Source organism: Arthrobacter sp. B2I5, from assembly GCF_030816735.1.
In the GTDB taxonomy this organism is placed as follows: domain Bacteria; phylum Actinomycetota; class Actinomycetes; order Actinomycetales; family Micrococcaceae; genus Arthrobacter.
In genome coordinates this window covers 826,999-851,881 of record NZ_JAUSYF010000001.1, presented here as the reverse complement: position 1 = coordinate 851,881, position 24,883 = coordinate 826,999, and the positions used below count along the sequence as shown (strand labels likewise).

The following is a 24,883-nucleotide window of genomic DNA, read 5'->3' as shown; positions in this document are numbered from 1 at the left end:
ATAGCCAAGTTGTGGGATCAGCTCGACCCTGAAACGCGGCAGTGGCTGGTTGATAATCCTGGATGCCAAATCCTCCCGCGCACCGTCGCGGCAGCAATTATGAAAGGCACTGGGGAGCAGTTGGAACAGGACCGGCACGGCGAAACTGTCCTCTCCCCCAGCGACTGCGACTTTATCCGGGGAGCGGCGGACCGGCCCGATGCCCCTCACGGCGCATCCCCATTCCCGCGCTCCTAACAGCCACCGGAAACGGCGTCCTTCCGCAGGCATTACTCGCCCAAGAGCCCTGCTGCGCGCCTGTTTCGTATCCGCCGCCCGCCCTGAGGCAGAGAGGCTGCTCTAATCTGCCTAGTATGGGAGACGATTTATAGCGATCCGGGTCACGGCGGGAGTGGGCACAATGGCGGGCAAGGATGCCGGCAGCGATCAGGTGGCGCTGGACGAGATCGACCGGCGGATCATCAGCGAACTCACCCGCGACGGCCGGATGTCCGTGACGCAGGTGGCGGAGAACGTGCACATCTCCCGCGCGCATGCCTACAGCCGGATCGCGCGGCTGACCGGCGACGGGGTGCTGACCCGGTTCACGGCGCTGGTGGATCCCATCAAGGCGGGGTTGAAGTCCTCGGCGTACGTGACCCTGAAGCTCAAGCAGGACTCCTGGCGCGAACTGCGGGACCAGCTCGGCGCCATCCCGGAGGTGCACCGCATTGCCCTGGTGGGCGGCGACTTCGACGTGATCCTGCTGGTCCGCGCCGTGGACAACATCGACCTCCGACGGGTTATTTTCGACCAACTGCAGAGCATGCCCGGCGTACTGGATACACAGACATTCCTGGTATTTGAGGACGTGGATACTCGGTAGACCCAGCTCAGGAGACCGGGACTTTCGCGCGCCCGCATATCCCTGCCGCCGCAAAGAGCCCCATACTGTGAGGATGAAATTCACCACCACCATCCAGGGCAGCGGCAACAAGACAGGCATCGAGGTCCCGGAGGAGATCGTTACTGCGCTTGATGCCGGACGGCGGCCTCCGGTGGTGGTCACCATGAACGGCGAAAGCTACCGCAGCAGCATCGCGGTGATGGGCGGCAAGAACATGGTCAGCGTGAGCGCGGCGAACCGGGAACTGACGGGAGTGGCCGCCGGGGACACCGTGGAGGTGGGGCTGGAAGTGGACACCGAACCACGGGTCATTGAGGTTCCGGATGACCTGGCCAGTGCCCTCGAGGCCGAACCGGAAGCGAAGGCCTTCTACGGGAGCCTGAACTACAGCAGCCAACGCCGCTACGTGGAGCCAATCACCGATGCGAAGACGCCGGAAACCCGTTCGCGCCGGGTGGCCAAGGCGGTGGAAGACCTCAAGGCAGGCAAGAAGTAGGAACGCAGCGCCGCACTGCTGGACACTACGTCCACTGGTAAGTGTACTTACTATCAGCCTGAATGTACCGGTGCGGGTCGCGACAAAACTGCGTTTCGGTCAATTATCCTGCGCCCGCGGGCGGCTGGAGGACGGACCCGAGGGGAGTTTCCGCAGGCCAAACGCGTGCAGTGAGGCGCCGAGCAGCAAAAAGACTTTATGGAACCTTGAGGGAAGGCAGGGGCATAAGTTGAGTGGCCGCTTCAAGGATGGGGTGCGGCCCAATGGGGGGCCACCAACCCAAACGAGGAGCCCTCCATGCCTGCCCGCCTGTCCGCTGCCCCTGCCCGCACCGCATCCGCTCCTATCGGACACCCCTTGCGTCTGGTGGTGCTGGTCCCGGCCTACAACGAAGCGGGCTCGATCGGCGACACCCTTGACGGCTTGATGCTCCAGTCACGCCCGGCAGATTTGGTGGTGGTGATTCCCAACGGCTGCACCGATGACACCGCCCGGGAAGCCAGGAAGTACCCGGTCACCGTGATGGAGCTGCCACGGCTGGAGCACCGCAAGTCCGAGGCGCTCAACCGGGCCTGGAACGAACACGCGTACGGCCGACGTGGTGGTCTGCCTGGACGCGGACACCGTCCTTCCACCCAACGCCCTGGCCGCTTGGGAGCGTGAGTTCCTGGGGCGCCGGGCCGCACGGCTGGGCGGATCGTCGTCGAAATTCACCATGCAGGACCCCGGATTCCTCAGCCGGCTGCAAAAAGCCGAGTTCGCCACCTGGACGGACACCGCCCTGCGCCGCCGGCAGACCAGCGTCCTGGCAGGGACGGGCTGCGCCATCAACAACGTGGTGCTGCGGCAGATCGCCGACCGGGACGACAGGGACGGCCCCTGGGTCTATACCTCCCAGGTGGAGGACTTCGAGCTGACCTATCGGATCCGCGAACTGGACTACATCTGCCAGGTGTCCCCCGACGTCCGCGCCTACACGGACTCGATGAAGACCATCAAGGCGCTGTGGGGCCAGCGGATGAAGTGGCAGGTGGGAACCGTTGAGGACCTCCTGGACCTGGGCATCAACCGGCTGACCCTCCGCGACTGGGGGCAACAGGCCATGGGCCTGCTGGGCGTCTTCCTGAAGTTCCTATGGATCGCCGTCATGGTGCTTTCACTCGCCCTGGGCGTCTTCAGGTTCGTCCTGTTCTGGTGGCTGGTTCCCGTCCTTTTCATCGCGCTGGACATCAAACGCGCGTGGCGGATTCCGCACCGGGACTGGAAGGACATCCTTCTGGCCGCCACCTTCTTCCCCCAGGAATTGTTCATGTGGCTGCGGTCCGGGTGGTTCCTTGCCTCCTGGGGCGCGGCCCTGACCACCAAAATCACCCGACGGCGGATCGACCGTTGGGAAGCCCAATACACCGCAGAGGACATCTGACCATGTATGGAATGACCGCCACTATCCCCGCTACCGGAGCCGCCGCCCTGGCCTACACAGGGCTCAACGTCGGCTCGTCCCTTCTTACCGCCCTGGGCACCGCACTCATCGGCGTGGCCCTGCTGTCGCTGCTGCGCAAAGGCAGCAAGGTCAAGCCCTGATGCCGTCCGCCCTGGCCCGGCCTGGAGCACATTCCGGGCCAGCGGCGGTTGGCCGGAACCACCAGCTAAGACGTACGCCTGGCCTGAAGCACGTTCTTGAACGCTGTTGCGGAGGCGGCGCTGCTGTTGATGCGCCAGTCCGTTTCCTTTTGCAGGTGGAACCACACGAAACCCATCACATCGGGCTGGGCCGCCAGGTAGGACACCAGGTCAGAGTTCCACGCGGCTTTGTCGCCGCCGGCCTCGCTCGACGCCGTTTCGGCAATGAGGATGGGCACCCCGGGAGCCAGGGTTCGAAGCTGGGCTATGCCCGGCGCGAAGAGGTCCTGCGCGGAGATCCAGGCACTCCAGGAGGCGGAAGTTCCCCAGTTGTAACCGTCCAGGGCCACGATGTCCACATAGCCTGCCCCGGGATACAGTCCGGCCAGGTCCGTGGCGCCGTGGTACGGAACGTTGGGGCTCCAGACCCACGACACATTGCTGGCGCCCTGTGCCGTGACAACATCATGCACGTGCCGCCAGGCCGCGGCGTAATCCCCGGGCTGGTTGCCGTTGACGCTTTCAGCCCACGGGTACCAGTCGCCGTTCATTTCGTGGGCGAACCGCAGCTGGACCGGGTAACCCCAGGAGGCCAGCGCCTGGCCCCACTGGGCAATGTATGGATCGAAATCGCCGGCGGTGATCCGGTCCAGGCTGTAGGCCGGCTGGTTCACACCGCCGCCCCACAACCAGGGCTCCCAGGTGACCAGGGGAACCGCGCCCCGGGCACGGACCGCGTTCATTTCGGTGATGGGTGCGGGCTGTGCGAAGTCCTCGTAGAACAAGACGCTGGACGGTGCTTCACCGGCGAGGACCGCCACCTCGTCAAGCTCGCTGCCAGCCAGGGGTCCCCCGGCCGTGGCCGCCCCGAAGCGGAGTTTGGCGTCGCTGACGGGCGGCACGGTCGGGGCCGTCGGGGCCGGCACGGTAACCGTGAACACGGCCGAACCCTGGACGGAGGACGTCTTGGCAGTCACGGTGATCTTGCCTGTGGCGGTTGCCGGGATGGTGGCCGGGGCGCTGAAGGCGCCGGTCGACGTCGTTTTCAAGGGGAAAGTAGCCGAACCGATGATCACGGTTCCGGTGGTGGAGGCTTTGAAGCCTGTGCCGGTGACCGTGATGGAGGACCCGGCCGGCCCCGTGGCCGGATTCAAGGCGATCTGTCCCGCAGCTGCCTGCGCGGCCACGGGCTGAACCACCGTCAGGGCCAGGGCCACGCCCAGACCTGCGGCGACGGCCGCGAAGCGTGTCTTTATGGAGTTGAACAAGGCTATCGATCCCCAGAATCGTTCGTGGCAGCCAAGTCTGCTGCCGGCCAGGTGCACCGGACGGCACATGCCTGATCCTAAAGGCCGTGTGGTGAAACTGATCAGGCCTTGATGGAATTCTGCGCAAGAACTTGCTGGAAAATGAGGAATACGTGAACCACCGTGATGATCCCGAGCGGCTTCTGGTCGATCCGGCAGTCCTTGCGACGCTGCGCGCCGAGCTCGACGACGAGGAGGGCTGGCTCCTCTTCCTGGAGTGCTTCCTGGCCCAACTGCCCCTCCGAATCCGGAAGCTGCGCACGGGACTGCTCACTGCGGACCATGCGCTGGCCATGGACGCGGTTCTCAGCCTCAAGATTTCGTCCCAGATGGTAGGCGCTGACCGCCTTGCCGGAATGGCACTCCAGTTGCAGGGCTTCCTGGAGGACATGGGGCAGCAAGGAAACGCGGCCCTGCCGCAGCTGGCCGGCCGGCACCTCGGCCGCATCACGGCATGCGCCGAAGAGACCGCAGTGTCGCTGGCGGGCGGGCCCGTCGCCGCCGGTGCTGCCTAAAGACGGCGTTGGGCCATGCCGCACATTGCGGCATGGCCCTGCACAGCGTTGTCGGTAAGTTACTGCGGTGCCATCGGTCAGGATGACTTCTTCATCCTTGGTTCTGCCGCCGCCCCTCCGGAGTGGGCTTCCTGCAACCGGTCACGTGAGAGCGGCCTGTCACCGCTGCGCCGCAGTGTCAGCATCACCAGGCCCGCGGCCAACAGGCAGCATGCCAGGAAAATGGACGTGGCCAGGAAACTGCCTTGCGTGACATCCTGCAGAAAACCGCCAACGTAGGGTCCTACGAATCCACCGAGATTGCCCACCGCATTGATCAGCCCCATAGCGGTGCCGGCGACGGCCACTGGCATTGCCCGGGACGCTGACGCCCAGAAGGGACCGTCGTAGGCCAGTGCCCCGGCGACGGCAACGCTGATGAGGGTGACCGCAAGGATGGGCATGTTGTCTCCGGTTGCTACCGAGACAACCAAGGCAACAGCCCCGACTGCCATCGACAGCAGAACGTGCGTGGAGTAGCGGCCCGAATGGTCGGCTGCCTTGGCGTTGTACCAGAGCCCCACCATGGCCAACACGTACGGAATGGCCGTAATCAGCCCCACCTCCATGGAGGAACCGGAGGTGATCGTCTTGATCACGTGCGGGAGCCAGATATTGATGCCATAGAAGCCGATCTGGATGAGGAAGTACACGAGGGTCAGCCTCCACACCACTGAGTTGGACACCACGTGGCGCAGGCCCAGCTTCTCCTGCTGCGGATGTGCCTTTGCATCTTCGGCAAGTCCCCTCTCGATGTACTCACGCTCCTGGACCGAGCACCATGAGGCCTCGCGGGGATGGTCGGCGATCAGGGCCCACCACAGGGGTGCGGCGATCACGAACGGGAAAATGCCCTCGATGATGAACAGCCACCGCCAGTCCGAGAAGGAAAGAATCCAGCCGGAGAGGGGCGCCGTGATGATCGAAGCGATGGCAATGTTCATCATCCAGAACGCGTAGGCCCGCGCCCGCTCAGCGGCGGGGAACCAGTGGCTGATCAGGACAAGGATTGCCGGCCAGATGCCGGCCTCCGCGACGCCCAGGAAGAAGCGCACCACCAGCAGTTGGGTGAAATCCTGGATGAATCCGGACAGAACGGCCAGGACGCCCCAAATCAGCACCATGATTCCGACGAACTTCTTGGCGCTCCAGTGCTCGGCGAGGTGGCCGCCCGGAATTTGCAGGACGAGGTAGCCGATAAAGAAGATGCCTGCAGCCAGGCCCTGCTGGGCGGCGTCGATACCCAGGTCCTTATGGAGTCCGTTCAAGGCGAACCCGATATTGGTCCTGTCCATGAACGAGATGATGTAGACGACGATGGCGACCGGAATCAACCGCTTCCACCGGGCATTGCCCACTGCCGTTGCTGACTTAACGCTCTGTGCCATTGGAAATGCTCCTTAGCTATATGGCAGATCAGACCGCGTCCCCCAGTAAAGCTATTGCTCTCCCGCGGGCCCATCGGGTCCGCTTTCCGCCGCCGGGCGGAACGAGCAGGACTTGTTCGGGAGGGGCCGGCATGGCGGCGCATATTCCTGCACCTTCAGCCGGGATCCTTGCCCCGGAACCATGCTCTTATTTTTACGCAACTATTGCGTACACGCAAGAGCACGTTCCAAAGACCCGTCCGGCGCGGGACCGCACAGTTGGGAACCGCCCTTCCGGGAATATCCCCCGCGTGCCTGGCGTAATGCGGGCCTTAGCATGGAGGAGTGGAAGAGGATCGGGAATTCTCGGCGGAAGAGATGCGCAGCTACGCGGCCGACTGTCCACTCTGCGGTGAAACGGCCTATCCCATGTGGGAGCGGGCGGGCGATGACAAGGAACCGGAGTCAGTGGAGAGATGGAAACTGGCCTCGCTTGAGTGCTACACGCCCGGCTGCCCGAACTCCCGCTACCGCGCGTAGTCCCCTCCTGGCACCAGCTAGCCCCCGATCACGCGGTCGCGTCCTGCAAGTGAGCCAATGAGCGTCAGGACGGCCATGGCCGCGGCGATGGTGATGAGCGGGGCGGTCCAGGAACCGGTGAGGTCATGCAGACCGCCGAATAAGACGGGGCCTATGGCGCTGAGGCCGTAGCCTACGGATTGGGCCATCCCTGACATGGCCGCCGCCTGGGGGTGGTTCCGCGTGCGGAGGCTGAACAGCGATAGGGCGATGACGATGAGGCTCCCGCAGCCGATTGCCCCCAGCAGGACCCAAAGGAGTATGAGGTCAGGAGCAAGGGCCAGCCCCAGGAACGTCATGAAGGTGAAGGCGGCGCTTGCAGAGGCTGTGAGCCGTTGGTCCCGCCCACGGTGAAGGACCGCCCCTGTTCCGAGGCTTGCAAACACGCTGACCAGCAGGAAGACGGATAGATGGATGCCTGCAGTGGTGGCGGGAACTCCTTGGCTTTGCTCAATGGTGGGCAGCCACGCCATCAACACGTAGAAGGCCACCGACTGCAGTCCCATGAACAGTGTCACCTGCCATCCCAGGGACGAAGTCCAGGGGGATTGGTAGGAGTTCGGTGCCCTCCGGGCGGTGGCGTGCGTGCCGGCTGTGGCCGGCCTGCGCAGGAACGGCAGCAGGACGGCTGTGGCGATAATGGCCAGCCCCGCCCAGATGCCAAGGGCAAGCCGCCATCCGGCAGGTGAAGTTTGGGCCACGGGGACCACCACAGCGGCCCCGACGGCGGCGATAGCTGCCTGGGCCGCCGTGTAGCTGCCGGTGACCTGGCTGACTTTCAGCGGGAAGTCCCGCTTCACCAGGGAAGGCACCAGGACGTTCAGGAAGGCGATGGCCAAACCAAGCGTGGCCGTGCCTGCCCAGATGAAACCGGGCACGGGCAGTGAGCGAAGCATGATGCCCGAGGCGAGGATCAGCAGGGACAGCCACAGCGCCCGGTCCAGCCCCAAGCGGTCAGCAAAAGCGGGCGCGACGGGTGAGAAGACCGCGAACGAGATGAGCGGAAGGCCGGTGAGAAACCCTGCTGCCGGATTGGACAGTCCAAGATCACTGCTGATGTTGGCCAGGACGGGACCCACACTGACAAAGGAAACCCGAAGGTTTACGGCAATGAGCAGAACCCCAATGAAGGCAAACCCGAATCTGAGGGTGTGTTGAGGCGCATTCCGGGTGGCGGCAGTCATCGTAGCTTCTTTCCCTCGTCAACCTGGTCCTTCTTGCCAGGGAAAGGTACCCAAAAAGGCGGTGATATTCCCAGCTCAGCGCTCTCCGGCCAGGTCTCCAAGGGTGATGTGCAGGTTCTGTGACGTTGAACCGCGCTGCACCACGACGTCCACCTGCTGCCCGGGGTCCTGCTTCCTGAGGGCTACGAGCAGGTCGGTCACACTTCGAATGTCCGTCTGGGCGAACTTGGTGATGATGTCGCCTGGCTTCATGCCGCCTTGTTCCGCCGGGCTTCCTTGGGAAACATCCACGATCAATGCCCCGGCCGTCGTGGGCAGCGAGAAGCGTTTGGCGAGCTGTGGCGTGATGTCGGTGGGGACCACGCCGAGGGCGGCGTGCTTGACCGACCCGCTTGCCAACAGTTGGTCGGCAACGTCGGTAACCGTGGAAGACGGCGTAACGAACCCGATGGCGACGGCTCCCGTGCTGGGTGGAAGGTACGCCTCGGAAAGACCGATCACCTGGCCACTGGAATCCGCTACTGCACCGCCGGAATTGCCGGGGGAAATCGGCGCGTCGGTCTGCAGCAGATCGATGGCGCCGTGAGGTGATTCCTTCGACGGCGGCATGTTCCGGTGCAGGCTTGAAACGATCCCGGCAGTGACGGTCTCCTCCAACCCCAGCGGACTTCCGATGACCACGGTCATCGAACCCACCTCGGGATCGGACGTGGCGAATTTTGCCGCCGGAAGGCCGGTACGGTTGACCTTCAGGACAGCAAGGTCCGTGACGTCGTCAACGCCGATGACGGCACCTTGGGACTGGGAGCCGTCCGCGAACTGGACCTCGATGTTCTTAAAGGGCTGTTTTTGCTGGTCCTCCACGACATGTGCGTCCGTGACGATCGATCCGTCGCTGTGATAGATAACCCCGCTGCCCAGGCCGATTGCTGTCCGGATGGTGACGACGGAAGGCTCGACTTCCCTGACAACGCCGGGAACCGCAGGCAAACCCCCGCCGCCTGCCAACGCTCCTTGCGACGCTTCAGGGGATGCGATGGAGGAACCGGGCACCGGTGCCGGGGTACCGGTGCAGCCCGTTAACGTAAGTGCCGCCGCCGCCACTCCAGCCGCGGCGCAGAGTCCAAACTTCATATGACACCTCCTCTTTAGGCGTCACGGGCTGGCGGAAGGGATATAGGGCTGGTACTGGTCAAAAGTCCCGTTCTGGATGGGGACATTGATGGTGGTTTCCTGCCCCTTCACACTCACTGTCAGGTCAGCCCGCGCCCCCGGAGCTTCCGGGGCGCTGTTGAGTATGACGGGCGTCTGGTCAAACTCCCTGTTCCCGTTGGCCGGGATCTTGACCCGCACCTGCTCGTCGGAGTCGGCCAGGACCAGCTCGATATCCGTGGCCGTGGTGTTGATGATCGTCCCCAGGACGCGGGCGGGTTCATCCTGCCCTGATGTCACCAGCAGGACGCTTCGCAGCTCCAGCCCCGCAAAATTCAGGTCGGAGCCGAGCGCAACAGGGTCGCGGTCCCCTTCAGCGGGGTCCGAGCAGCCGGCCATCAGGAGGGCTGCAGCCACCAGGACCGCCAGGAAGCGGAAGAATTCGATGGTGCCGTTGGTGGGTTTCATGGCTGTTCCCTTCCTTGGCCTTGCGATCCCTTTTAATGCCCCCCGCCCGCTCTTTCGTCCCCTTCAGTGTCACCCAGCAGTTGCGCCCGCGCAACAGCTTCGGACGCATCCCGCTCGCTTTTCCCGAATCGTTGCCCTCCCGTGACCGAAAAATGGCCTGCCCGTTCAGATAGGAAGATAGCGTTGTTTGCACGTTGCTAACTATTGCCCAAGAGACGCGCACGCACTCCCTGACGACACGACAAGGAATTCTTTTGCATGCTTCTTATGGACACCACGTGGAAAAGGGCAGTAGCCTTCGTCGCCGCCTGCGTCATCGGCGGCTTTCTGGTCGCAGGGCTCCTGGCCCCGGCCGCGGCACTGGGTTCCACCGTAACCGCGGCATCCGGCAGGTTCTTCGATCAACTGCCCTCTGATCTCGATCTGGATCCGCCGGCCAGGAACTCCCAGGTGCTGGCCAAAGATGGATCGGTCATCGCACGGTTCTATTCGCAGAATCGAGAACCCGTGCGCCTGGAACAGATATCACCCTTCATGCGCCAAGGGATCGTGGCCATCGAGGACTCCCGCTTCTATGAGCACGGCGGCATCGACCCGACCGGCATCCTCCGGGCCCTCTATGTGAACGTCCAGGGCGGCCGGCAGGGCGCGTCCACCATTACCCAGCAGTACGTCAAGAATGTGCTCATCCAGTCGCTGATATCCAACGGCAGGGCGGACGAGGTTGAGCCCAGCGCCGCCAGGACCATCGGCGACAAACTTCGGGAGATGAAGCTCGCCGTCGCACTCGAAGACAAATACTCCAAGGACCAGATCCTTCAGGGCTACCTGAACCTGGTCTATTTCGGCAACGGAGCTTACGGCGTCCAGACGGCAGCCAAAGAGTATTTCGGCGTCCCCGCAAGCGCCCTCAGCCTTACCCAGGCCGCCGCCCTGGCAGGAGTAGTCAACAGGCCCGGGTACTACGATCCGCTCACGGAACCGGGCCATGTGGTGGCCCGGCGCAACGAAGTCCTGGACCAAATGCTTCAACAGGGCTACATCTCCAGGGTCCAGCACCGCAAGGCTATTGCCGCTCCCCTTGCCTTAAACGTCCAGCCATCAGCCCAGGGATGCGCCGCCGCCAACTCACCGTACTTCTGCGACTACATTCAACGCCTGATCCTGAACGATCCCGCATTTGGTCCCGACGAAGCCGCCCGGCGCAAACTGCTGTACCAGGGCGGGCTGACCATCCGCACCACCCTGGACCCGGAGCTGCAAAGGGTGGCACAGGAACAGGTCAACGCCTCACTTCCCCCCACGGACCCGCTGCAGCGTGGGGCCGCCCTTGTGAGCGTGCAGCCCGGCACCGGCAAGGTCCTGACGATGGCCCAGAACACCATCTACAGCCCGGCGCCGGGACCCGGACACTACACCGGCAACCTCACCCTTCCGGAAACGGACAGCCGGGGCAAGCCTCTCCATGGCGCCGGCGGCTTCCAGATCGGTTCCGCCATGAAACCGTTCGTCTTCGCCGAATGGCTCAATTCCGGGCGGTCCATGGCCACCAGGCTGGACGGCTCCGTCCGCATCTACAAAGCCGGATTCCCTTGGAAAAACAGCTGCGGCACCACCACCGGGTCCTACGATCCTGCGCTCGGCCAGACGCCCCTGCCCAACGACGACCCCTACCACTACTACCCGATGAGCGTGCTCGAAGGCCTCTACCGCTCCATCAACACCATCACGTTCCAGTCAGCAACGCGGCTGGACTTTTGCAACATCCAGAAAATGGCCACGGCGGCCGGAGTCAAGAACGGGCACACCAACAAGCCCTACGACCTGTCCAGTATCGCCAATCTGATCGGCACGCAGGATGTGGCGCCGCTGGACATGGCCACCGCATACGCCACCTTCGCCGCCGGCGGAGTCCGTTGCTCCCCGGTTGCCCTGGAGAGCGTCACCGGGCCCAAGGGACACAACTATCCGGTGCCGCCCGCGGACTGCACGCAGACCATCGATCCTGACGTCGCCGCCGGCGTCACCTACGCCCTCCAGCCCGTCCTGACCATAGGATCCGGCTATAACATCCCTGTGAACAAGGATCACGACATCTTTGCCAAAACCGGCACCACCGACGGACACACGCAGACCTGGACCGTTGGCGCCACCACGGGCATCGCTACCGCCTCATGGTTCGGGAGCTACAAGGGATTTGGGCCGGAATGGGCAAATGAGCACATCACCATCAACGGGAAGTACTACGCCGGCCTGGACGGAGCCAACATTGCAGGGACGCAGTGGGCCCATCTCATGAACGCCGCGGCCGCCAAATACCCCGGCGGCCCTTTTCCCGCACCGCCCCCATCAATGCTCCGGTAACCGGGGCGTGCTCAGAGGCCTCCGGCAACAGCATACCGTTGCGCACCTACAACTGTTGCGCTACCCTTGCATATCATTTTCACTCCAAACCGAAGAGCGGCCGTTCCAACAGGAGAAATGAGTACGCCGTGGCAAGCGATGACGACGACGTCCGGCCAGAGGTCAAAGGGCGGCAGGAACGGTCCTGCTTCGTGGTCCGCTACCGCCCGCAGCCGGCCAGGGAAGTGGACGGCGACGCCTACTGCATCCAACGTGAGGGATGAGCGGTGACAAACAAGTCACCTGCCCCGGAAGCCGGACATGCACAGCCAAGCCACCCCGCACCGGCGCCCCAACTGGACAGGCCGTCCCCCAGGCCGTCCCCCGGAGCGGGCACCGGCCGCAGCCGGACCCCGGGGAAGGGCGGGCCAAGGCATTTCCGGTTAGGTGACGGGTACATCCTTTCCCCCGGCCGGCACCTCATCCTGTGTACGGTGTCCCTGATGCTGGCCCTGGCCGGCGCAACCTCCTTCTTATTGACACTCGGGGAAGTGCTCCAGGGACAAGGCGTGGCAGCAGCTGACAGGCCCATGACCGATTGGTTCGTAGATCACCGGACCGCAGCAGCCACAGCCGTCCTGGCAGGACTCGCCTTCGTGTTCGGCCCGTTGGCCCTTCCGGTGATAACACTGGTCGCCACCACGGGGTGGGCCCTGCTGACCCGCCGTCTTTGGCGACCCCTTCTGCTCGCCGGGTCGATGCTTACGGGGGTCATCGTCACGGAAGTTATTGCGCACGCCATAGGTCGCTCCCGGCCCCCAACGGCCCTGATGATGCTGGGCGCCGATGCGACGTCGTCGTTTCCTTCCGGGCACGTCGTCGGCGCCTCCAACTTCCTGCTGATCGGCGCATACCTGCTCTTCTCCCCGGTCCTCCCGCACGCTGTCCGTCATACTGGCCTTCGCCGCTGCTGCCGGAGGCCTGGCGCTGGAAGCAGCAAGCCGCGTCTACCTTGGCTACCACTGGTTTACTGACACGCTCGCATCCGCCTCAATCTCCGTAGTCCTCCTTGCTGTGGTGATCATGCTGGACATCAGCCGCGGCGGCCAGCGGCAGAACAGTGAGGGCAGCCCCAATCCGGGTACCGTTGCGTACCCGCAAATAAAGCGCGACACTGGCAAAGACAACCACGGCTAAAGGGAGGCATCATGCGTGCGCTGACAGTTACCCCTGGAGTCAAGGACTCCCTTCACCTGCGCGATATTCCCCAACCGGAGGCGGGCGGGGGCCAGGTGCTGGTGGAGGCACTGGCCGTGGGCCTGTGCGGCACGGACAGTGAGATCATCGACGCCGAATACGGCGAGGCTCCGCCCGGCCAGGACTACCTGGTGCTGGGGCACGAGAACCTGGGCCGGGTGGTGGAGGCGCCGGAGGGGTCGGGGCTGGCGGCCGGAGACCTGGTGGTCGGCATCGTCCGCAGGCCCGATCCCGAGCCGTGCAAGGCCTGCGCCGCGGGCGAGTGGGACATGTGCCTGAACGGCAAGTACACCGAGCACGGCATCAAAGGCCTGGACGGATTTGCCCGCGAGAAATGGCGCGCGGACCCGGATGCCATGGTGAAACTGGACCCTGGACTGGAAAACGTGGGAGTGCTGCTGGAGCCCACCACCATCGTGGCCAAGGCCTGGGAGCAGATCAACAGGATCGGGCAGCGGGCCTTCTTCGACCCCCACGTCGCGGTGGTGACCGGGGCCGGACCCGTTGGCTTGCTCGCCGCGCTCCTGGGCGTCCAGCAAGGCCTGGAGGTGCACGTGTTCGACATCGTCAAGGACGGGCCCAAGCCGGAGCTGGTCCGCGCCCTTGGCGCCACCTACCACAGTGAATCCCTGCCGGGCTCCGGGCTCAAGCCCAATGTCCTGGTGGAATGCACGGGCGTGACCCCCGTGGTGCTGGACGCCCTCCGCTGCCGCGCCCAGGATGCCATCACCTGCCTGACCGGCGTCTCAGGCACGGGGAAGCAAACCGAGGTGGACGTGGGCGCGCTGAACCGCGAGGAAGTTCTGATGAACGGCGTGGTCTTCGGCAGCGTCAATGCCAACCGGCGTCACTACGACGCCGGCGCCAAGGCCCTGGCTGCTGCCGACGCAGACTGGCTGGGGCGACTGATCAGCCGCCGGGTTCCCCTGGGCAAATTTGCCGAGGCCTTTGACCGCCACCCCGATGACGTCAAAGTGGTGCTGGACCTCCAGGCAAAGGACGACGGCGGGACCCGCCAGCCATGAGCGCCGCAGCCACGAGCCCGGCAGCGAAGAGTCATGGCCAGGCAGGGCAGGAGGCCGCCAGCGGCCGCCGGCTCCCGTCAGGGCGCCAATATGACATCCGGCACGCCCGGCAATCCGCGCACCTCACGGAGGTGGGCGGGGCGTTGCGGGACTACCTGCTGGACGGCCGCCCCCTGGTGGAGGGCTACGGCCCGGAGGAGATGTGCACGGGGGCGCGCGGACAGTCCCTCATCCCGTGGCCCAACCGGGTCAGGGGCGGCAGCTACGAGTGGGGTGGCAGCACGCTGCAGCTTGACCTCAGCGAGCCCGACAAGGGCGGGGCCATCCACGGCTTGACCCGCTGGCGGAGCTGGGAGGCCGAGGATCAGCGGGAGGACAGGATCGCGTTCACGCATACCCTTCACGCCTGCCAGGGCTGGCCATGGGTGCTTGATTGCCGGCTGGATTACGGGCTCGACGACGGCGGGTTGAGGGTGCGGACGACCGTAACCAACCGCAGTCCGGAGCCCTGCCCGTTTGGCACAGGCGCGCATCCGTATCTGAGCCTGGGGCTGCCCGGCCAGGCCATCGATGCAGGATTGGTCCAGGTGCCGGGGCGGACGTACCTGCCCGTGGATGAACGCGGCATCCCCACTGGGCACGAGCGGGTGGACGGCACGGAGTACGACCTGCGCGAGCTCCAGCAACTGGGGGCCCGGCACATCGATGTGGCCTACACCGACCTGATCTGTGACGGGGACGGGCGCGCCAGCGTGACACTGCTGCGTCCGGACCGATCGGGTGGCGTTGAGCTGTGGGTGGACGGTACCTACCCCTACCTGGAAATCTTCACGGGCGACAGCCTCCCGCAACCGGACCGCCGCCGCACCGGACTGGGCGTGGAGCCCATGACCTGCGCCCCCGACGCCTTCAACTCAGGCGAAGGCCTGATCACCCTGGAGCCCGGGCAATCCCACACCGGCCAGTGGGGCATCAGACCGCTCTGAATGGCCCCCTGCGCCCCTCCGGACCGATCGGAAAAGTCACCCGCAATTACCGCCAACTATTGCGCATACGCAAACATTGGGGTTCAATGAAGGCATGGCTTGCCGCACCAGGATCCGGTTACGTCAGGAACTGGAGCCCAACGTAAAGCGACCGTCGGAGGTCCCTTGGCCGCCGGCGGCGGCTGCGAAGGCCTCCAGCGCTGCAGCCAGTGCAGGTCGCCGCCCGGCAGGCATCCTGGCAATTACCTCGGCGATGGCCTGCCGCCGGTGCTGCAGCACGGTATCGACCAGTTCCCTGCCTTCACGGGTCAACTCCAGCCGGATGTACCGGCGGTCAGCGGGATCTTCGCGGCGCTGCAGCAGGTCAGCGGCTACCAGCCGGTCACAGATGCGGGTGGCGTTGGAGGCGTGCACGCCAAGCTCTGCGGCCACACCGCCCAGGTTTTGGGGCCCGTGGGTGTGGATCAGCACCAGCACCCGCAGTTGCGGGGTATTAACGATGTCCTCAACCTCGGCAACGGAGCGCGCCACTACGCGCATGAGGGTGTCGGCGGCGGCCATCACGGCTTCGACTTCCCGACTCAGAGCTTCCGGGACCGGCCCAGATCCGGCAGATGTTTCCATGGGCATCAGTTTCCTCCAATAGTTGCTGCCCCGCAAAGTTTGCCGGTTCCCCCGCCTGTTGGGCCGCCGGCAAGAAGGAGAATCATGAAGACGCAACATCCGGCCGATCCGGTCGCCAGCACAGTCAACGGCATTGACCGCCTCATCAAGAACGTCCAGACGGGGCGGTTTGAACGTTCCCTGTCAGGCCTGACAGCAGCCGGGGCACTGGTCACTGCGGCCGAGATCTACCTTGAACATGACAAGGCCAGCTTCGGCAACGCGTGGATGTGGGTTCCCGTGGCACTGGGCCCGGTGGGGGCCGCCGCAGGGGTGGCCGGGGTATTCAGCCGCCGCATGGCAAAGACCGCCCTCCCCCTGGCCAGCGCGGCCATCATCGCCAACGGACTGCAGGGAACCTGGCTGCACCTGCAGGGGATCCGGCAGAAGCCCGGCGGCCTGTCCAACCTCCGCTACAACCTGGAGATGGGTCCACCGCTGTTCGCGCCGCTGCTGGTCACCCTGGTGGGCGGGATGGGAGTGCTGGCCTCCGTCCTGAGGCGGGAACCATGAGCAGCCTTCCGCTGGAAACGTCCGACGGCGGCGGCCGCTACCCCGGCTTCAGCACCCTTGCGCAGGGGGACCATTGGGACCGGGCCACTGCCGCCGTCGTCGAATCCCGCCTGGGCATGCCGCCCGACGTCCGTTTCTTCACGCCGCCGGAAGAGGCTGCGGCGCGTACCCTCTTCGACCTGCTGCTGGGCCAGCAGGGCGAGCCCCGCGTGCCGGTGGTGAACATGGTGGACGCCCGGCTGGCCGAGGAGCAAACCGATGGTTGGCACTACGACAACATGCCGCGGGACGGTGAAGCGTGGCGCGCAACGCTGGCGGCGCTGGACAGTGAAGCCCACTCCCGTACCGGCTGCACCTTCGCCCGGCTGGATCCGGAGCAGCAGGCAGAACTCCTGCAGGACATCTGCAACCTTCACCGGGAACTCTGGCACGGACTGCCGGCGGACCGGGTGTGGAGCCTCTGGACCCGGTACGCCTGCACCGCCTTCTACTCCCATCCCCTGGCCTGGGACGAAATCGGCTTCGCGGGGCCGGCCTATCCCCGCGGCTACAAGAACCTTGGGGTGGACCGGCTGGAGCCGTTCGAGGTGCGGGACGTCCGCCCGGACGACGATCCGACGCATGGGGCAGACAGATGAGCACCCTGCGGGAACGCAACGAATCAGCCTGGCTGTTGCCGAAGGGCCCCGGCAGCAACCTCCGGCTGCGGGAGGACATGCAGCGGTATGGCGAAACCGACGAGGTGGATATGGTGATCGTGGGCTGCGGAGCCGGCGGGGCCACGCTGCTGCAGCGCCTTGCCCGCGCCGGCTGGCGTGCCGTGGCTCTGGATGCGGGGCCGTTCTGGGAGCCGGAGCGGGACTGGGTCAGCGATGAAGCGGGGTCCCACCACCTGTACTGGACCGAGCCACGCGTTATCTCCGGGACGGATCCTGTGCCCCTGGGGTCGAACAATTCGGGCCGCGGAGTTGGCGGATCGATGGTGCACTTCGCCGGTTACACACCGCGCTTCCACCCCAGCGACTTCAGGACCTTCACCGCAGACGGGGTGGGCGCAGACTGGCCCCTGGACTACGCGGAGCTGCGGCCGTACTACGAGGACATCGAAGCGGAGCTGCCGGTGGCCGGCGAGCGCTGGCCGTGGGGTGATCCGCACGGCTACCCCCACCGGCCGCATCCGGTATCCGGCAACGGTGAACTGTTCCTCCGCGGCGCCAATGCCTGCGGCGTCACCGCGAAGGTGGGCCCGGTGGCCATTGCCAACGGCCGGTTCGGCAACCGGCCGCACTGCATTTACCGCGGCTTCTGCCTGCAAGGCTGCAAGGTGAATGCCAAAGCGTCCCCGCTGATCACGCACGTCCCGGACGCGCTGGCCCACGGAGCAGAAATCCGCCCCGACTCCATGGCCATCCGGATATGTTTCGATGAACAGACCGGGCTGGCCACCGGCGTCGAATACGTCCAGGGCGGCGTCACCAGGTTCCAGCGGGCCCGGATGGTGGCGGTGGCCGGCTACTCGATCGAAACCCCGCGGCTGCTGCTGAACTCCACCTCGCCGCGCTTCCCGGACGGGATGTGCAACGACTTCGACCAGGTGGGCCGGTACCTGATGGTCCAGGGCGCACCGCAAACCGCCGGCAGGTTCCAGGCCGAGGTGCGGATGTGGAAGGCCCCTCCCCCGGAAGTCAGCACCGAGGACTTCTACGAGACGGACCCCGCCAAGCCGTACAAGCGGGGGTTCTCCATCCAGTGTGTGTCCCCGCTGCCCATCACCTGGGCTGAACATGTTGCAGCCCAGGGGCACTGGGGGCCCACCCTTCGCCGTTACATGAGCGACTACCCGCACTGGGCCTGCCTGGGCGCGCTGTGCGAATTCCTCCCCCTCGAGGAGAACCGGGTGACCTTGGCGGAGGAAACGGACCGGAACGGGATCCCCGTGGCCCGCTTCAGCTACAGCCAGTGCGATAACGACCGGCAACTGATGTCCGCCGCGCAGAAGGTGATGGAGGAAATCCTGACCGCCGCGGGGGCGGAGGAGGTCATCACCATCAACCGTTACGCGCACCTGGTGGGCGGGGCGCGGATGTCAGCCACCCAGGAGGACGGCGTGGTGGACCGGAACTGCCGCAGCTTCGCGGTACCCAATCTCCTGGTCACCGACGGCAGCGTGCTGCCCACCCAGGGCAGCGCCAACCCGGCCCTGACCATCATGGCGCTGGCGGCCCGGACCGCCAGCGTCCTGGTCCAAGGCGCCCGCCGCGGCGCCCCGATGAGCGCAAAGGAAGACTGATCATGGCAACAACAGTGGCCGACTACCTGCTCTCCCGGCTGGGTGAGTGGGGCGTGGACAAGGTCTTCGGTTTCCCCGGAGACGGCATCAACGGCATCCTGGCCGCCTTTGGCAATGCGGGCAACCAGCCGAAATTCATCCAGGCCAGGCACGAGGAGATGGCGGCCTTCGAGGCCGTGGGCTATGCCAAGTACGGCGGACGCGTTGCCGTGTGCATGGCCACCTCCGGGCCGGGGGCCATCCACCTGCTCAACGGCCTCTATGACGCCAAGCTGGACCACAATCCGGTGGTGGCCATCGTGGGGCAGACCGCACGCAGTGCCATGGGCGGGTCCTACCAGCAGGAGGTTGACCTGCTGACCCTGTTCAAGGACGTTGCCTCGGATTACGTCCAAATGGTCACCGTTCCCCAACAGCTCCCCAACGTCATCGACAGGGCCATCCGGATCGCCGAGGCCCAGCAGGCACCCACCGCGGTGATCATCCCCGCGGACGTGCAGGAACTCGAGTACGCCGCCCCCACGCACGATTTCAAGATGGTGCCCTCCAGCGTCGGTGTGCGCTGGCCGGACATCCAGCCGGACACCGAGGCAATCCGGGGCGCCGCGCAGCTCCTGAACGAGGGATCCAAGGTGGCCATCCTGATCGGGCAGGGCGCCCGCGGAGCGGCCGCCGAGGTCCGGGAGGTGGCGGAACTACTGGGGGCCGGGGTGGCCAAGGCGCTGCTGGGCAAGGACTCGCTGCCCGATGACCTGCCCTACGTCACCGGCTCCATCGGGCTGCTGGGCACCCGCCCCAGCTATGAAATGATGCGGGACTGCGACACCCTGCTCACGGTGGGCTCCAGCTTCCCGTACACGCAGTTCCTGCCGGAACCCGGGCAGGCCCGCGGCGTGCAGATCGACGTGGACCCGAAGATGATCGGCCTGCGCTACACCAACGAATTCAACATCGTGGCCGACGCCGCCACCGCCCTGCGCGCCCTGATCCCCCACCTGGCCCGCAAGCAGGACCGGTCCTGGCGGGAAAACCTGGAGTCAAACATCAGCCGCTGGTGGGAGATCATGCATGACGAAGCCATGGTCAGCGCCAACCCCATCAACCCGATGCGGCTCTTCGCCGAGCTCTCCCCCCGGCTGCCGGCGGACGCGATGCTCAGCGCGGATTCCGGCTCGTCAGCGAACTGGTACGCGCGGCAGCTGAAGTTCCGGGACGGCGTCCGCGGTTCGCTGTCCGGGAACCTGGCCACCATGGGCCCGGGCGTCCCCTACGCCATCGGTGCCAAGTTCGCCTTCCCGGGCCGACCCGCCATCGCGTTCGCCGGTGACGGCGCCATGCAGATGAACGGGCTGGCGGAGCTCATCACCGTGAAGCACTACTGGCGGGAATGGGACGATCCCCGGCTGGTGGTGGCCGTCCTGCACAACAACGACCTGAACCAGGTCACCTGGGAAATGCGGGCCATGGGCGGAGTCCCGGCCTTCCGCGAATCCCAGGTGCTGCCCGACGTCGACTACGCGGGTTTCGCCGAAAGCCTGGGTTTGCAGGGCCTCCACGTGGAGGATCCCGACGACGTGGGGCCGGCCTGGGAGAAGGCCCTCGCCGCGGACCGGCCCACCGTCCTGGACGTCCGCACCGATCCCGACATTCCGCCCATCCCGCCGCACGCCACCTTTGAGCAGGCGCGGAAGACGGCGGAGGCCATGGTCAAGGGCGATGACAGCGCCTGGGGAGTGGTGAAGGAAGGGGTCAAGACCAAGATCCAGGAATTCCTGCCGCACAAGGAGGGTTGAGACATGTCCGCCGCCACCCCCGTCACCGCAATCCGGGCCAGCACCTACACGGTTCCCACCGACGCGCCCGAGGCGGACGGCACCTACAGCTGGGACTCCACCACGCTGGTCCTGGTGGAGGCGGACAGCGGCGGGAGGACGGGGCTGGGCTGGACCTATGCCCCTGCAGCAGCGGCGGCCCTGGTGGAAGGCCTCCTGGCCCCGGCCGTCGAGGGCATTGACGTCCTGGACGTGCCGGCGGCGGCCGCGGCGATGGCCCGGGCGGTGCGCAACCCGGGGCGGACGGGCCTGGCCTCCTACGCCGTGTCCGCCGTCGACTGCGCCCTGTGGGACCTGAAGGCCCGGCTGCTGGAGCTGCCGCTGCACAAACTCCTCGGCGCTGTCCGGGACACCGTGGCCGTGTATGGCAGCGGCGGCTTCACCACCTACACTCAGGACCAGCTGCGGGACCAGCTGCAGGGCTGGGCGCGGGAGCAGCACATTCCCCGCGTGAAGATCAAGATCGGCCAGGACAGCGGAACGAACGTCCCGCGGGACCTGGAGCGCATCCACCAGGCGCGTGCCGCCGTCGGCCCGGGTACCGAACTGTTCGTGGACGCCAACGGTGGCTACACCGCCAAGCAGGCGGTCCGGGTGATGCGGGACGCAGCGGAAGAGCGCATCTCCTGGTTCGAAGAACCGGTCTCCAGCGACGACCTCGCAGGACTGCGGGCGGTGCGTGCCGCCGTCGAGGCCGACGTGGCAGCCGGGGAATACGGCACGGGACTGCCCTACTTCCAGCGCATGTGCAGCGCGGACGCCGTGGATTGCCTGCAGGCGGACGTCAGCAGGTGCGGCGGGATCAGCGAATGGCTGCGGATCGCCGCCGTCGCTGCCGCCCACGGCCTGGAGGTCTCGGGGCACTGCGCACCCCACCTGAGTGCCGCCGTCGCCGCCGCAACACCCAACTTCCGGCATCTGGAATGGTTCCATGACCACGTCCGGATCGAGGACCTGTTCTTCGACGGAACCCTTGACCCCGGCGGCGGTTGCGTCCGGCCATCGGATGCCCCCGGCAACGGGCTGGCCTTCCGGGCGGCCGACGCAGAGCCCTACCGGATTCGCTGAAGAACAGGACGGAGAGGAAGCCCATGAGCACCAGCCCAGGCAGCGGAGACCCATCGGACGCCACACCGTTGAACCCGGACCCGACGGGCCAGGATCCCAGCGCCACGGACCCTGCCGCCGGTGAGAAGGCGCAGCTCCAGGCGGCAATCTTCCAGGTGGCGCGGGCGGCCGCCGGCAGGAGCCTGCACGAGATCCGGGAGCTGCTCCAGGCGGAATTCTCGCGCCGGGGCGTGAAGGCGCCCACCACCATCTGGCTGGACTCGGTGGCCTCCGCGGCGTTCCATGGGGAGCCCTACCTCATCGACCTTCCCGCAGCCCTGGCGGCCGAGGCCGCGGTGCCTGCCCCGAATGACGGGGTGCGGAAGCGCCTGGCCGGGCGCCGGGAGCTGCGGCAGGACAAGCTGCCCGTCGGCACTTTCCCTCCCGCCTCGGCATGGGAGCTGGACAGCGGCGACGTCACGGGCGGGACGCCGGAGCCGCGTCCGGACCCGCGCGCCGTCCTCGGAAACACCCGGGCCGTGCGGCAGCTTCTGGCGGTGGCAGCATCAGGCGTGGCCTCGCTCCTGGCCGTCGCGGCCGTCTGGGCAGCCAGGAACGCCAGGCACCGGAGGCCAGGGCGTTCGACGGCGGGTGGTGCCTGATGCCGGAATGGTTGCAGGCATGGATGTGGGGCACCATCGCCGGCGGGGCTCTGGTGGTGGGGTGCGCCCTGGCGTGGAAGTGGCGGATCCCGCCGAAGGTGGTGTCCTCCGTGATGTCCTTCGGGGCGGGGGTCCTGATTTCGGCACTGTCCTTTGAACTCGTGGAGGAGGCCGTCAACGGCGGCGGGCTCTGGCCCACCATCGGCGGGTTCGCCACCGGTGCCCTGGTGTACGTTGCCGCCAATTTCCTGCTGGCTAGGAAGGGCGCCAAGCACCGGAAACGCTCGGGCGGCAAGCAGCCCTCTGAGCAGGAGAAACCGGGCAGCGGGACGGCCATTGCCATCGGGGCGCTGCTGGACGGCATCCCGGAATCGGTGGTTTTGGGGGTGGGGCTGGTGACGGCCGGGGCCGTGAGCCCGGCGATGCTGGCCGCCGTCTTCATCTCCAATGTCCCGGAGGGGCTTTCCAGCACTGCGGGCATGAAGAAGGCCGGACGCGGTGCCAACTATGTGTTCGGCGTATGGGGCGGGATCGCGGTGCTCTCCGGGCTGGCCGCCCTGATCGGATTTGTGCTCCTGCAGGGCGCCCCGGGGGAAGTGGTGGCCTTCATTACCGCCGTGGCGGCCGGAGCCATCCTGGCCATGCTGGCGGACACGATGATTCCCGAGGCCTTCGAGGAGCACCACCTGCTCACCGGGTTGATTGCCGCCGCGGGTTTCCTTGCCGCCTTCACGGTGGACCAGGTGGGCGGGTAGGTCCGGGCGGAAGGCTGCACTGCCAGCGCCAGGCCACACAGAATTTGCTTAAGACACGAAACCCGGGAGGGACGGATGGCAAGGATCGAAGACTACGCGATCATCGGTGACCTGCATACGGCGGCGTTGGTGGGCCGCAGCGGGTCCGTTGACTGGATGTGCCTGCCGAACTTTGATTCACCGGCCTGCTTCGCGGCCCTGCTGGACACCCCGGACGCGGGCCGGTGGCGGCTGGCCCCCGCCGGCACCGGTGACTGCACCCGGCGGCGCTACCGGCCCGGCACCCTGATCCTGGAGACGGAATGGGACACGGCGGACGGAAGCGTCAGGGTCACGGACTTCATGCCCGCCCGGGATGATTCTGCTGACATGGTGCGGATCGTCGAGGGCCTGAAAGGGAGCGTGGCCATGCATGGGGAACTGTGCCTGCGCTTCGATTACGGGCGGATCGTTCCGTGGGTCCGCCACATGGACCACGGCATCAGCGCCGTCGCGGGTCCGGATGCCGCCTACCTCAGCACTCCCGCGTCCCTGGAGGGCCGGGATATGCGGACTGTCAGCGATTTCACGGTCAAGGCCGGGGACCGCGTCCCGTTCGTCCTGCGGTGGGCACACAGCTACAAGCCGGTTCCGGACCGGACCGATCCGGAGAGCGCGCTGGCCTCCACGCAGGAGTATTGGGAGCAATGGAGCGGCCGGAACTCCATGGACGGGAAGTACAAGGACGCCGTGGAGCGGTCCCTGATCACGCTCAAGGCGCTCACTTACGCGCCCACCGGGGGCATCGTGGCCGCCGCCACCACCTCGCTGCCGGAGGATCCGGGCGGCAGCCGCAACTGGGACTACCGCTTCTGCTGGCTGCGGGACGCCACCCTGACGCTGCAGTCCCTGCTGGCCTGCGGGTATGTGGATGAGGCGGCGGCGTGGCGGGAGTGGCTGCTGCGTGCCGTGGCCGGCAACCCCGCTGACCTGCAGATCATGTACGGGCTGGACGGTACCCGCAGGTTGCCCGAAGCCGAACTGCCATGGCTGGCGGGCTTTGAGAAGTCCAAGCCGGTCCGCACCGGCAACGCCGCCGCCCCGCAGCTGCAGCTGGACGTGTGGGGTGAGGTCCTGGATGGCCTGGCCCTCACCCGCGCCGCGGACCCCGATACCACTGACGATTCCTGGGACATCCAGGTGGCCTTGATGGAGTTCCTGGAGGGGGCGTGGGACCGGCCGGACAACGGGCTCTGGGAGATGCGTGGGCCCCGGCGCCACTTCACCCATTCCAAGGTGATGGCCTGGGTGGCGGCGGACCGCATGGTGAAGGCCGTGCAGGAGTCCGGCCTGCCAGGACCCGGCGACCGGTGGACCAGGCTGCGGAAGGAGATCCACGATGACGTGATGGCCCACGGCTTCGACGAGAAACGCAACACTTTCGTGCAGTCGTACGGCAGCAAGGAACTCGACGCCAGCCTGCTGCTGATCCCCCGTGTGGGGTTCCTCCCCCACGACCATCCCCGCGTGGTGGGCACCGTGGAAGCGATCCAGCGGAACCTGACGGAGGACGGGTTCGTCCTCCGGTACCATCCGGAAGCGAGCAATGACGGGCTGCCGGGAACGGAGGGCGTCTTTTTGGCCTGCTCCTTCTGGCTGGCGGACGCGCTGCTGGGCATCGGCCGCCGGGATGAGGCCGTGGACCTGTTCGAGCGCCTGCTGTCACTGCGCAACGACGTGGGGCTGCTCAGCGAGGAGTGGGACCCCCGCCGCGGACGGCAGCTGGGCAACACACCACAGGCCTTCAGCCACTTCCCGCTGATCCACTGCGCCCTCCAGCTGCACCACGGTCCGCACCACAGCAACGCCCCGATGAAAGGAAAGCATTCAGACCTGAAGTGAGTGGGCAGCCTGG

Annotated in this window: 26 protein-coding genes; 20 read left to right on the top strand and 6 right to left on the bottom strand. The window is 66.2% G+C overall.

Annotation, left to right across the window (positions count from 1 at the left end; genetic code table 11):
- Positions 1–400 precede the first annotated feature (400 nt).
- The 5 genes from QFZ60_RS04050 to QFZ60_RS04030 all read left to right on the top strand — a co-directional run bounded on the left by QFZ60_RS04050 (position 401) and on the right by QFZ60_RS04030 (position 2,966).
- Positions 401–865, top strand: a complete 465-nt coding sequence (locus QFZ60_RS04050) for an Lrp/AsnC family transcriptional regulator (RefSeq protein ID WP_307088388.1) — start codon at positions 401–403, stop codon at positions 863–865.
- Positions 866–938: 73 nt separating this feature from the next.
- Positions 939–1,382 carry a YdeI/OmpD-associated family protein gene (locus QFZ60_RS04045; RefSeq protein WP_307088387.1) on the top strand — a complete coding sequence of 148 codons (444 nt, stop codon included), beginning with the start codon at positions 939–941 and terminating at the stop codon, positions 1,380–1,382.
- Between the two features lie 297 nt (positions 1,383–1,679).
- A complete protein-coding gene (locus QFZ60_RS04040) occupies positions 1,680–2,045 on the top strand; it encodes a glycosyltransferase (RefSeq protein ID WP_307088385.1) in 366 nt (121 codons plus the stop codon).
- Positions 1,984–2,805, top strand: a complete 822-nt coding sequence (locus QFZ60_RS04035; RefSeq protein WP_307088383.1) for a glycosyltransferase family 2 protein — start codon at positions 1,984–1,986, stop codon at positions 2,803–2,805. Before QFZ60_RS04040 ends, QFZ60_RS04035 begins: the two co-directional genes overlap by 62 nt.
- Before the next feature lie 11 nt (positions 2,806–2,816).
- Positions 2,817–2,966, top strand: a complete 150-nt coding sequence (locus tag QFZ60_RS04030; RefSeq protein WP_307088381.1) for a hypothetical protein — start codon at positions 2,817–2,819, stop codon at positions 2,964–2,966.
- Between the two features lie 65 nt (positions 2,967–3,031).
- Here the strand turns inward: QFZ60_RS04030 and QFZ60_RS04025 are convergent, their stop codons facing one another.
- Entirely contained in the window at positions 3,032–4,273 is a 1,242-nt protein-coding gene (locus tag QFZ60_RS04025) for a glycosyl hydrolase (protein ID WP_307088378.1), read from the bottom strand.
- Positions 4,274–4,425: 152 nt separating this feature from the next.
- Between QFZ60_RS04025 and QFZ60_RS04020 the strand changes: the two genes are divergently transcribed.
- Positions 4,426–4,827 (top strand): Hpt domain-containing protein, encoded by a 402-nt coding sequence (locus QFZ60_RS04020; RefSeq protein ID WP_307088376.1) that lies wholly within the window; start codon positions 4,426–4,428, stop codon positions 4,825–4,827.
- A 77-nt stretch (positions 4,828–4,904) separates the two neighbouring features.
- On the opposite strand, the gene QFZ60_RS04015 is transcribed toward QFZ60_RS04020, so the two are convergent.
- The 4 genes from QFZ60_RS04015 to QFZ60_RS04000 all read right to left on the bottom strand — a co-directional run bounded on the left by QFZ60_RS04015 (position 4,905) and on the right by QFZ60_RS04000 (position 9,616).
- A complete protein-coding gene (locus tag QFZ60_RS04015; protein WP_307088374.1) occupies positions 4,905–6,254 on the bottom strand; it encodes an MFS transporter in 1,350 nt (449 codons plus the stop codon).
- A gap of 536 nt (positions 6,255–6,790) precedes the next feature.
- A complete protein-coding gene (locus QFZ60_RS04010; protein WP_307088372.1) occupies positions 6,791–7,996 on the bottom strand; it encodes an MFS transporter in 1,206 nt (401 codons plus the stop codon).
- A gap of 75 nt (positions 7,997–8,071) precedes the next feature.
- Positions 8,072–9,130 (bottom strand): S1C family serine protease, encoded by a 1,059-nt coding sequence (locus QFZ60_RS04005; RefSeq protein WP_307088369.1) that lies wholly within the window; start codon positions 9,128–9,130, stop codon positions 8,072–8,074.
- Between the two features lie 21 nt (positions 9,131–9,151).
- The gene (locus QFZ60_RS04000; protein WP_307088367.1) at positions 9,152–9,616 is read right to left on the bottom strand and encodes a hypothetical protein; all 465 of its coding nucleotides are present in this window, start codon (positions 9,614–9,616) and stop codon (positions 9,152–9,154) included.
- Positions 9,617–9,874: 258 nt separating this feature from the next.
- On the opposite strand from QFZ60_RS04000, the gene QFZ60_RS03995 reads away from it, so the two are divergent.
- From QFZ60_RS03995 to QFZ60_RS03975, 6 genes are all read left to right on the top strand, one after another.
- The gene (locus QFZ60_RS03995; RefSeq protein WP_307088365.1) at positions 9,875–11,980 is read left to right on the top strand and encodes a transglycosylase domain-containing protein; all 2,106 of its coding nucleotides are present in this window, start codon (positions 9,875–9,877) and stop codon (positions 11,978–11,980) included.
- 128 nt (positions 11,981–12,108) lie between these two features.
- Positions 12,109–12,243, top strand: a complete 135-nt coding sequence (locus QFZ60_RS03990; RefSeq protein ID WP_307088363.1) for a hypothetical protein — start codon at positions 12,109–12,111, stop codon at positions 12,241–12,243.
- Positions 12,244–12,528: 285 nt separating this feature from the next.
- A complete protein-coding gene (locus tag QFZ60_RS03985; protein ID WP_307088361.1) occupies positions 12,529–12,993 on the top strand; it encodes a hypothetical protein in 465 nt (154 codons plus the stop codon).
- Entirely contained in the window at positions 12,902–13,156 is a 255-nt protein-coding gene (locus QFZ60_RS21630; protein WP_373427711.1) for a phosphatase PAP2 family protein, read from the top strand. The genes QFZ60_RS03985 and QFZ60_RS21630 overlap by 92 nt, the downstream gene beginning before the upstream one ends.
- An 11-nt stretch (positions 13,157–13,167) precedes the next feature.
- Complete coding sequence (locus QFZ60_RS03980; RefSeq protein ID WP_307088359.1) at positions 13,168–14,241, top strand: glucose 1-dehydrogenase; 1,074 nt, start codon at positions 13,168–13,170, stop codon at positions 14,239–14,241.
- Positions 14,238–15,227, top strand: coding sequence for an aldose 1-epimerase family protein (locus QFZ60_RS03975; RefSeq protein ID WP_307088356.1), 990 nt, complete (start codon positions 14,238–14,240; stop codon positions 15,225–15,227). Before QFZ60_RS03980 ends, QFZ60_RS03975 begins: the two co-directional genes overlap by 4 nt.
- Positions 15,228–15,350: 123 nt before the next feature.
- Here the strand turns inward: QFZ60_RS03975 and QFZ60_RS03970 are convergent, their stop codons facing one another.
- Complete coding sequence (locus QFZ60_RS03970) at positions 15,351–15,851, bottom strand: MarR family transcriptional regulator (protein WP_307088354.1); 501 nt, start codon at positions 15,849–15,851, stop codon at positions 15,351–15,353.
- An 84-nt stretch (positions 15,852–15,935) separates the two neighbouring features.
- Here QFZ60_RS03970 and QFZ60_RS03965 point away from each other — a divergent pair, with 84 nt between their 5' ends.
- From QFZ60_RS03965 to QFZ60_RS03930, 8 genes are all read left to right on the top strand, one after another.
- On the top strand, positions 15,936–16,403 hold the full coding sequence (locus tag QFZ60_RS03965; protein ID WP_307088353.1) for a hypothetical protein: 468 nt from the start codon (positions 15,936–15,938) through the stop codon (positions 16,401–16,403).
- A complete protein-coding gene (locus tag QFZ60_RS03960; protein ID WP_307088351.1) occupies positions 16,400–17,041 on the top strand; it encodes a gluconate 2-dehydrogenase subunit 3 family protein in 642 nt (213 codons plus the stop codon). Before QFZ60_RS03965 ends, QFZ60_RS03960 begins: the two co-directional genes overlap by 4 nt.
- Positions 17,038–18,693, top strand: a complete 1,656-nt coding sequence (locus QFZ60_RS03955; RefSeq protein ID WP_307088348.1) for a GMC family oxidoreductase — start codon at positions 17,038–17,040, stop codon at positions 18,691–18,693. The genes QFZ60_RS03960 and QFZ60_RS03955 overlap by 4 nt, the downstream gene beginning before the upstream one ends.
- Before the next feature lie 2 nt (positions 18,694–18,695).
- Entirely contained in the window at positions 18,696–20,486 is a 1,791-nt protein-coding gene (locus QFZ60_RS03950; protein WP_307088346.1) for a thiamine pyrophosphate-requiring protein, read from the top strand.
- 3 nt (positions 20,487–20,489) lie between these two features.
- Positions 20,490–21,593, top strand: a complete 1,104-nt coding sequence (locus tag QFZ60_RS03945; RefSeq protein ID WP_307088344.1) for an enolase C-terminal domain-like protein — start codon at positions 20,490–20,492, stop codon at positions 21,591–21,593.
- Positions 21,594–21,616: 23 nt separating this feature from the next.
- On the top strand, positions 21,617–22,234 hold the full coding sequence (locus tag QFZ60_RS03940; protein ID WP_307088342.1) for a hypothetical protein: 618 nt from the start codon (positions 21,617–21,619) through the stop codon (positions 22,232–22,234).
- Complete coding sequence (locus tag QFZ60_RS03935; RefSeq protein WP_307088340.1) at positions 22,234–22,989, top strand: ZIP family metal transporter; 756 nt, start codon at positions 22,234–22,236, stop codon at positions 22,987–22,989. Before QFZ60_RS03940 ends, QFZ60_RS03935 begins: the two co-directional genes overlap by 1 nt.
- A 75-nt stretch (positions 22,990–23,064) precedes the next feature.
- Positions 23,065–24,870 (top strand): glycoside hydrolase family 15 protein, encoded by a 1,806-nt coding sequence (locus QFZ60_RS03930; protein ID WP_307088338.1) that lies wholly within the window; start codon positions 23,065–23,067, stop codon positions 24,868–24,870.
- The last annotated feature ends 13 nt before the right edge of the window (positions 24,871–24,883 follow it).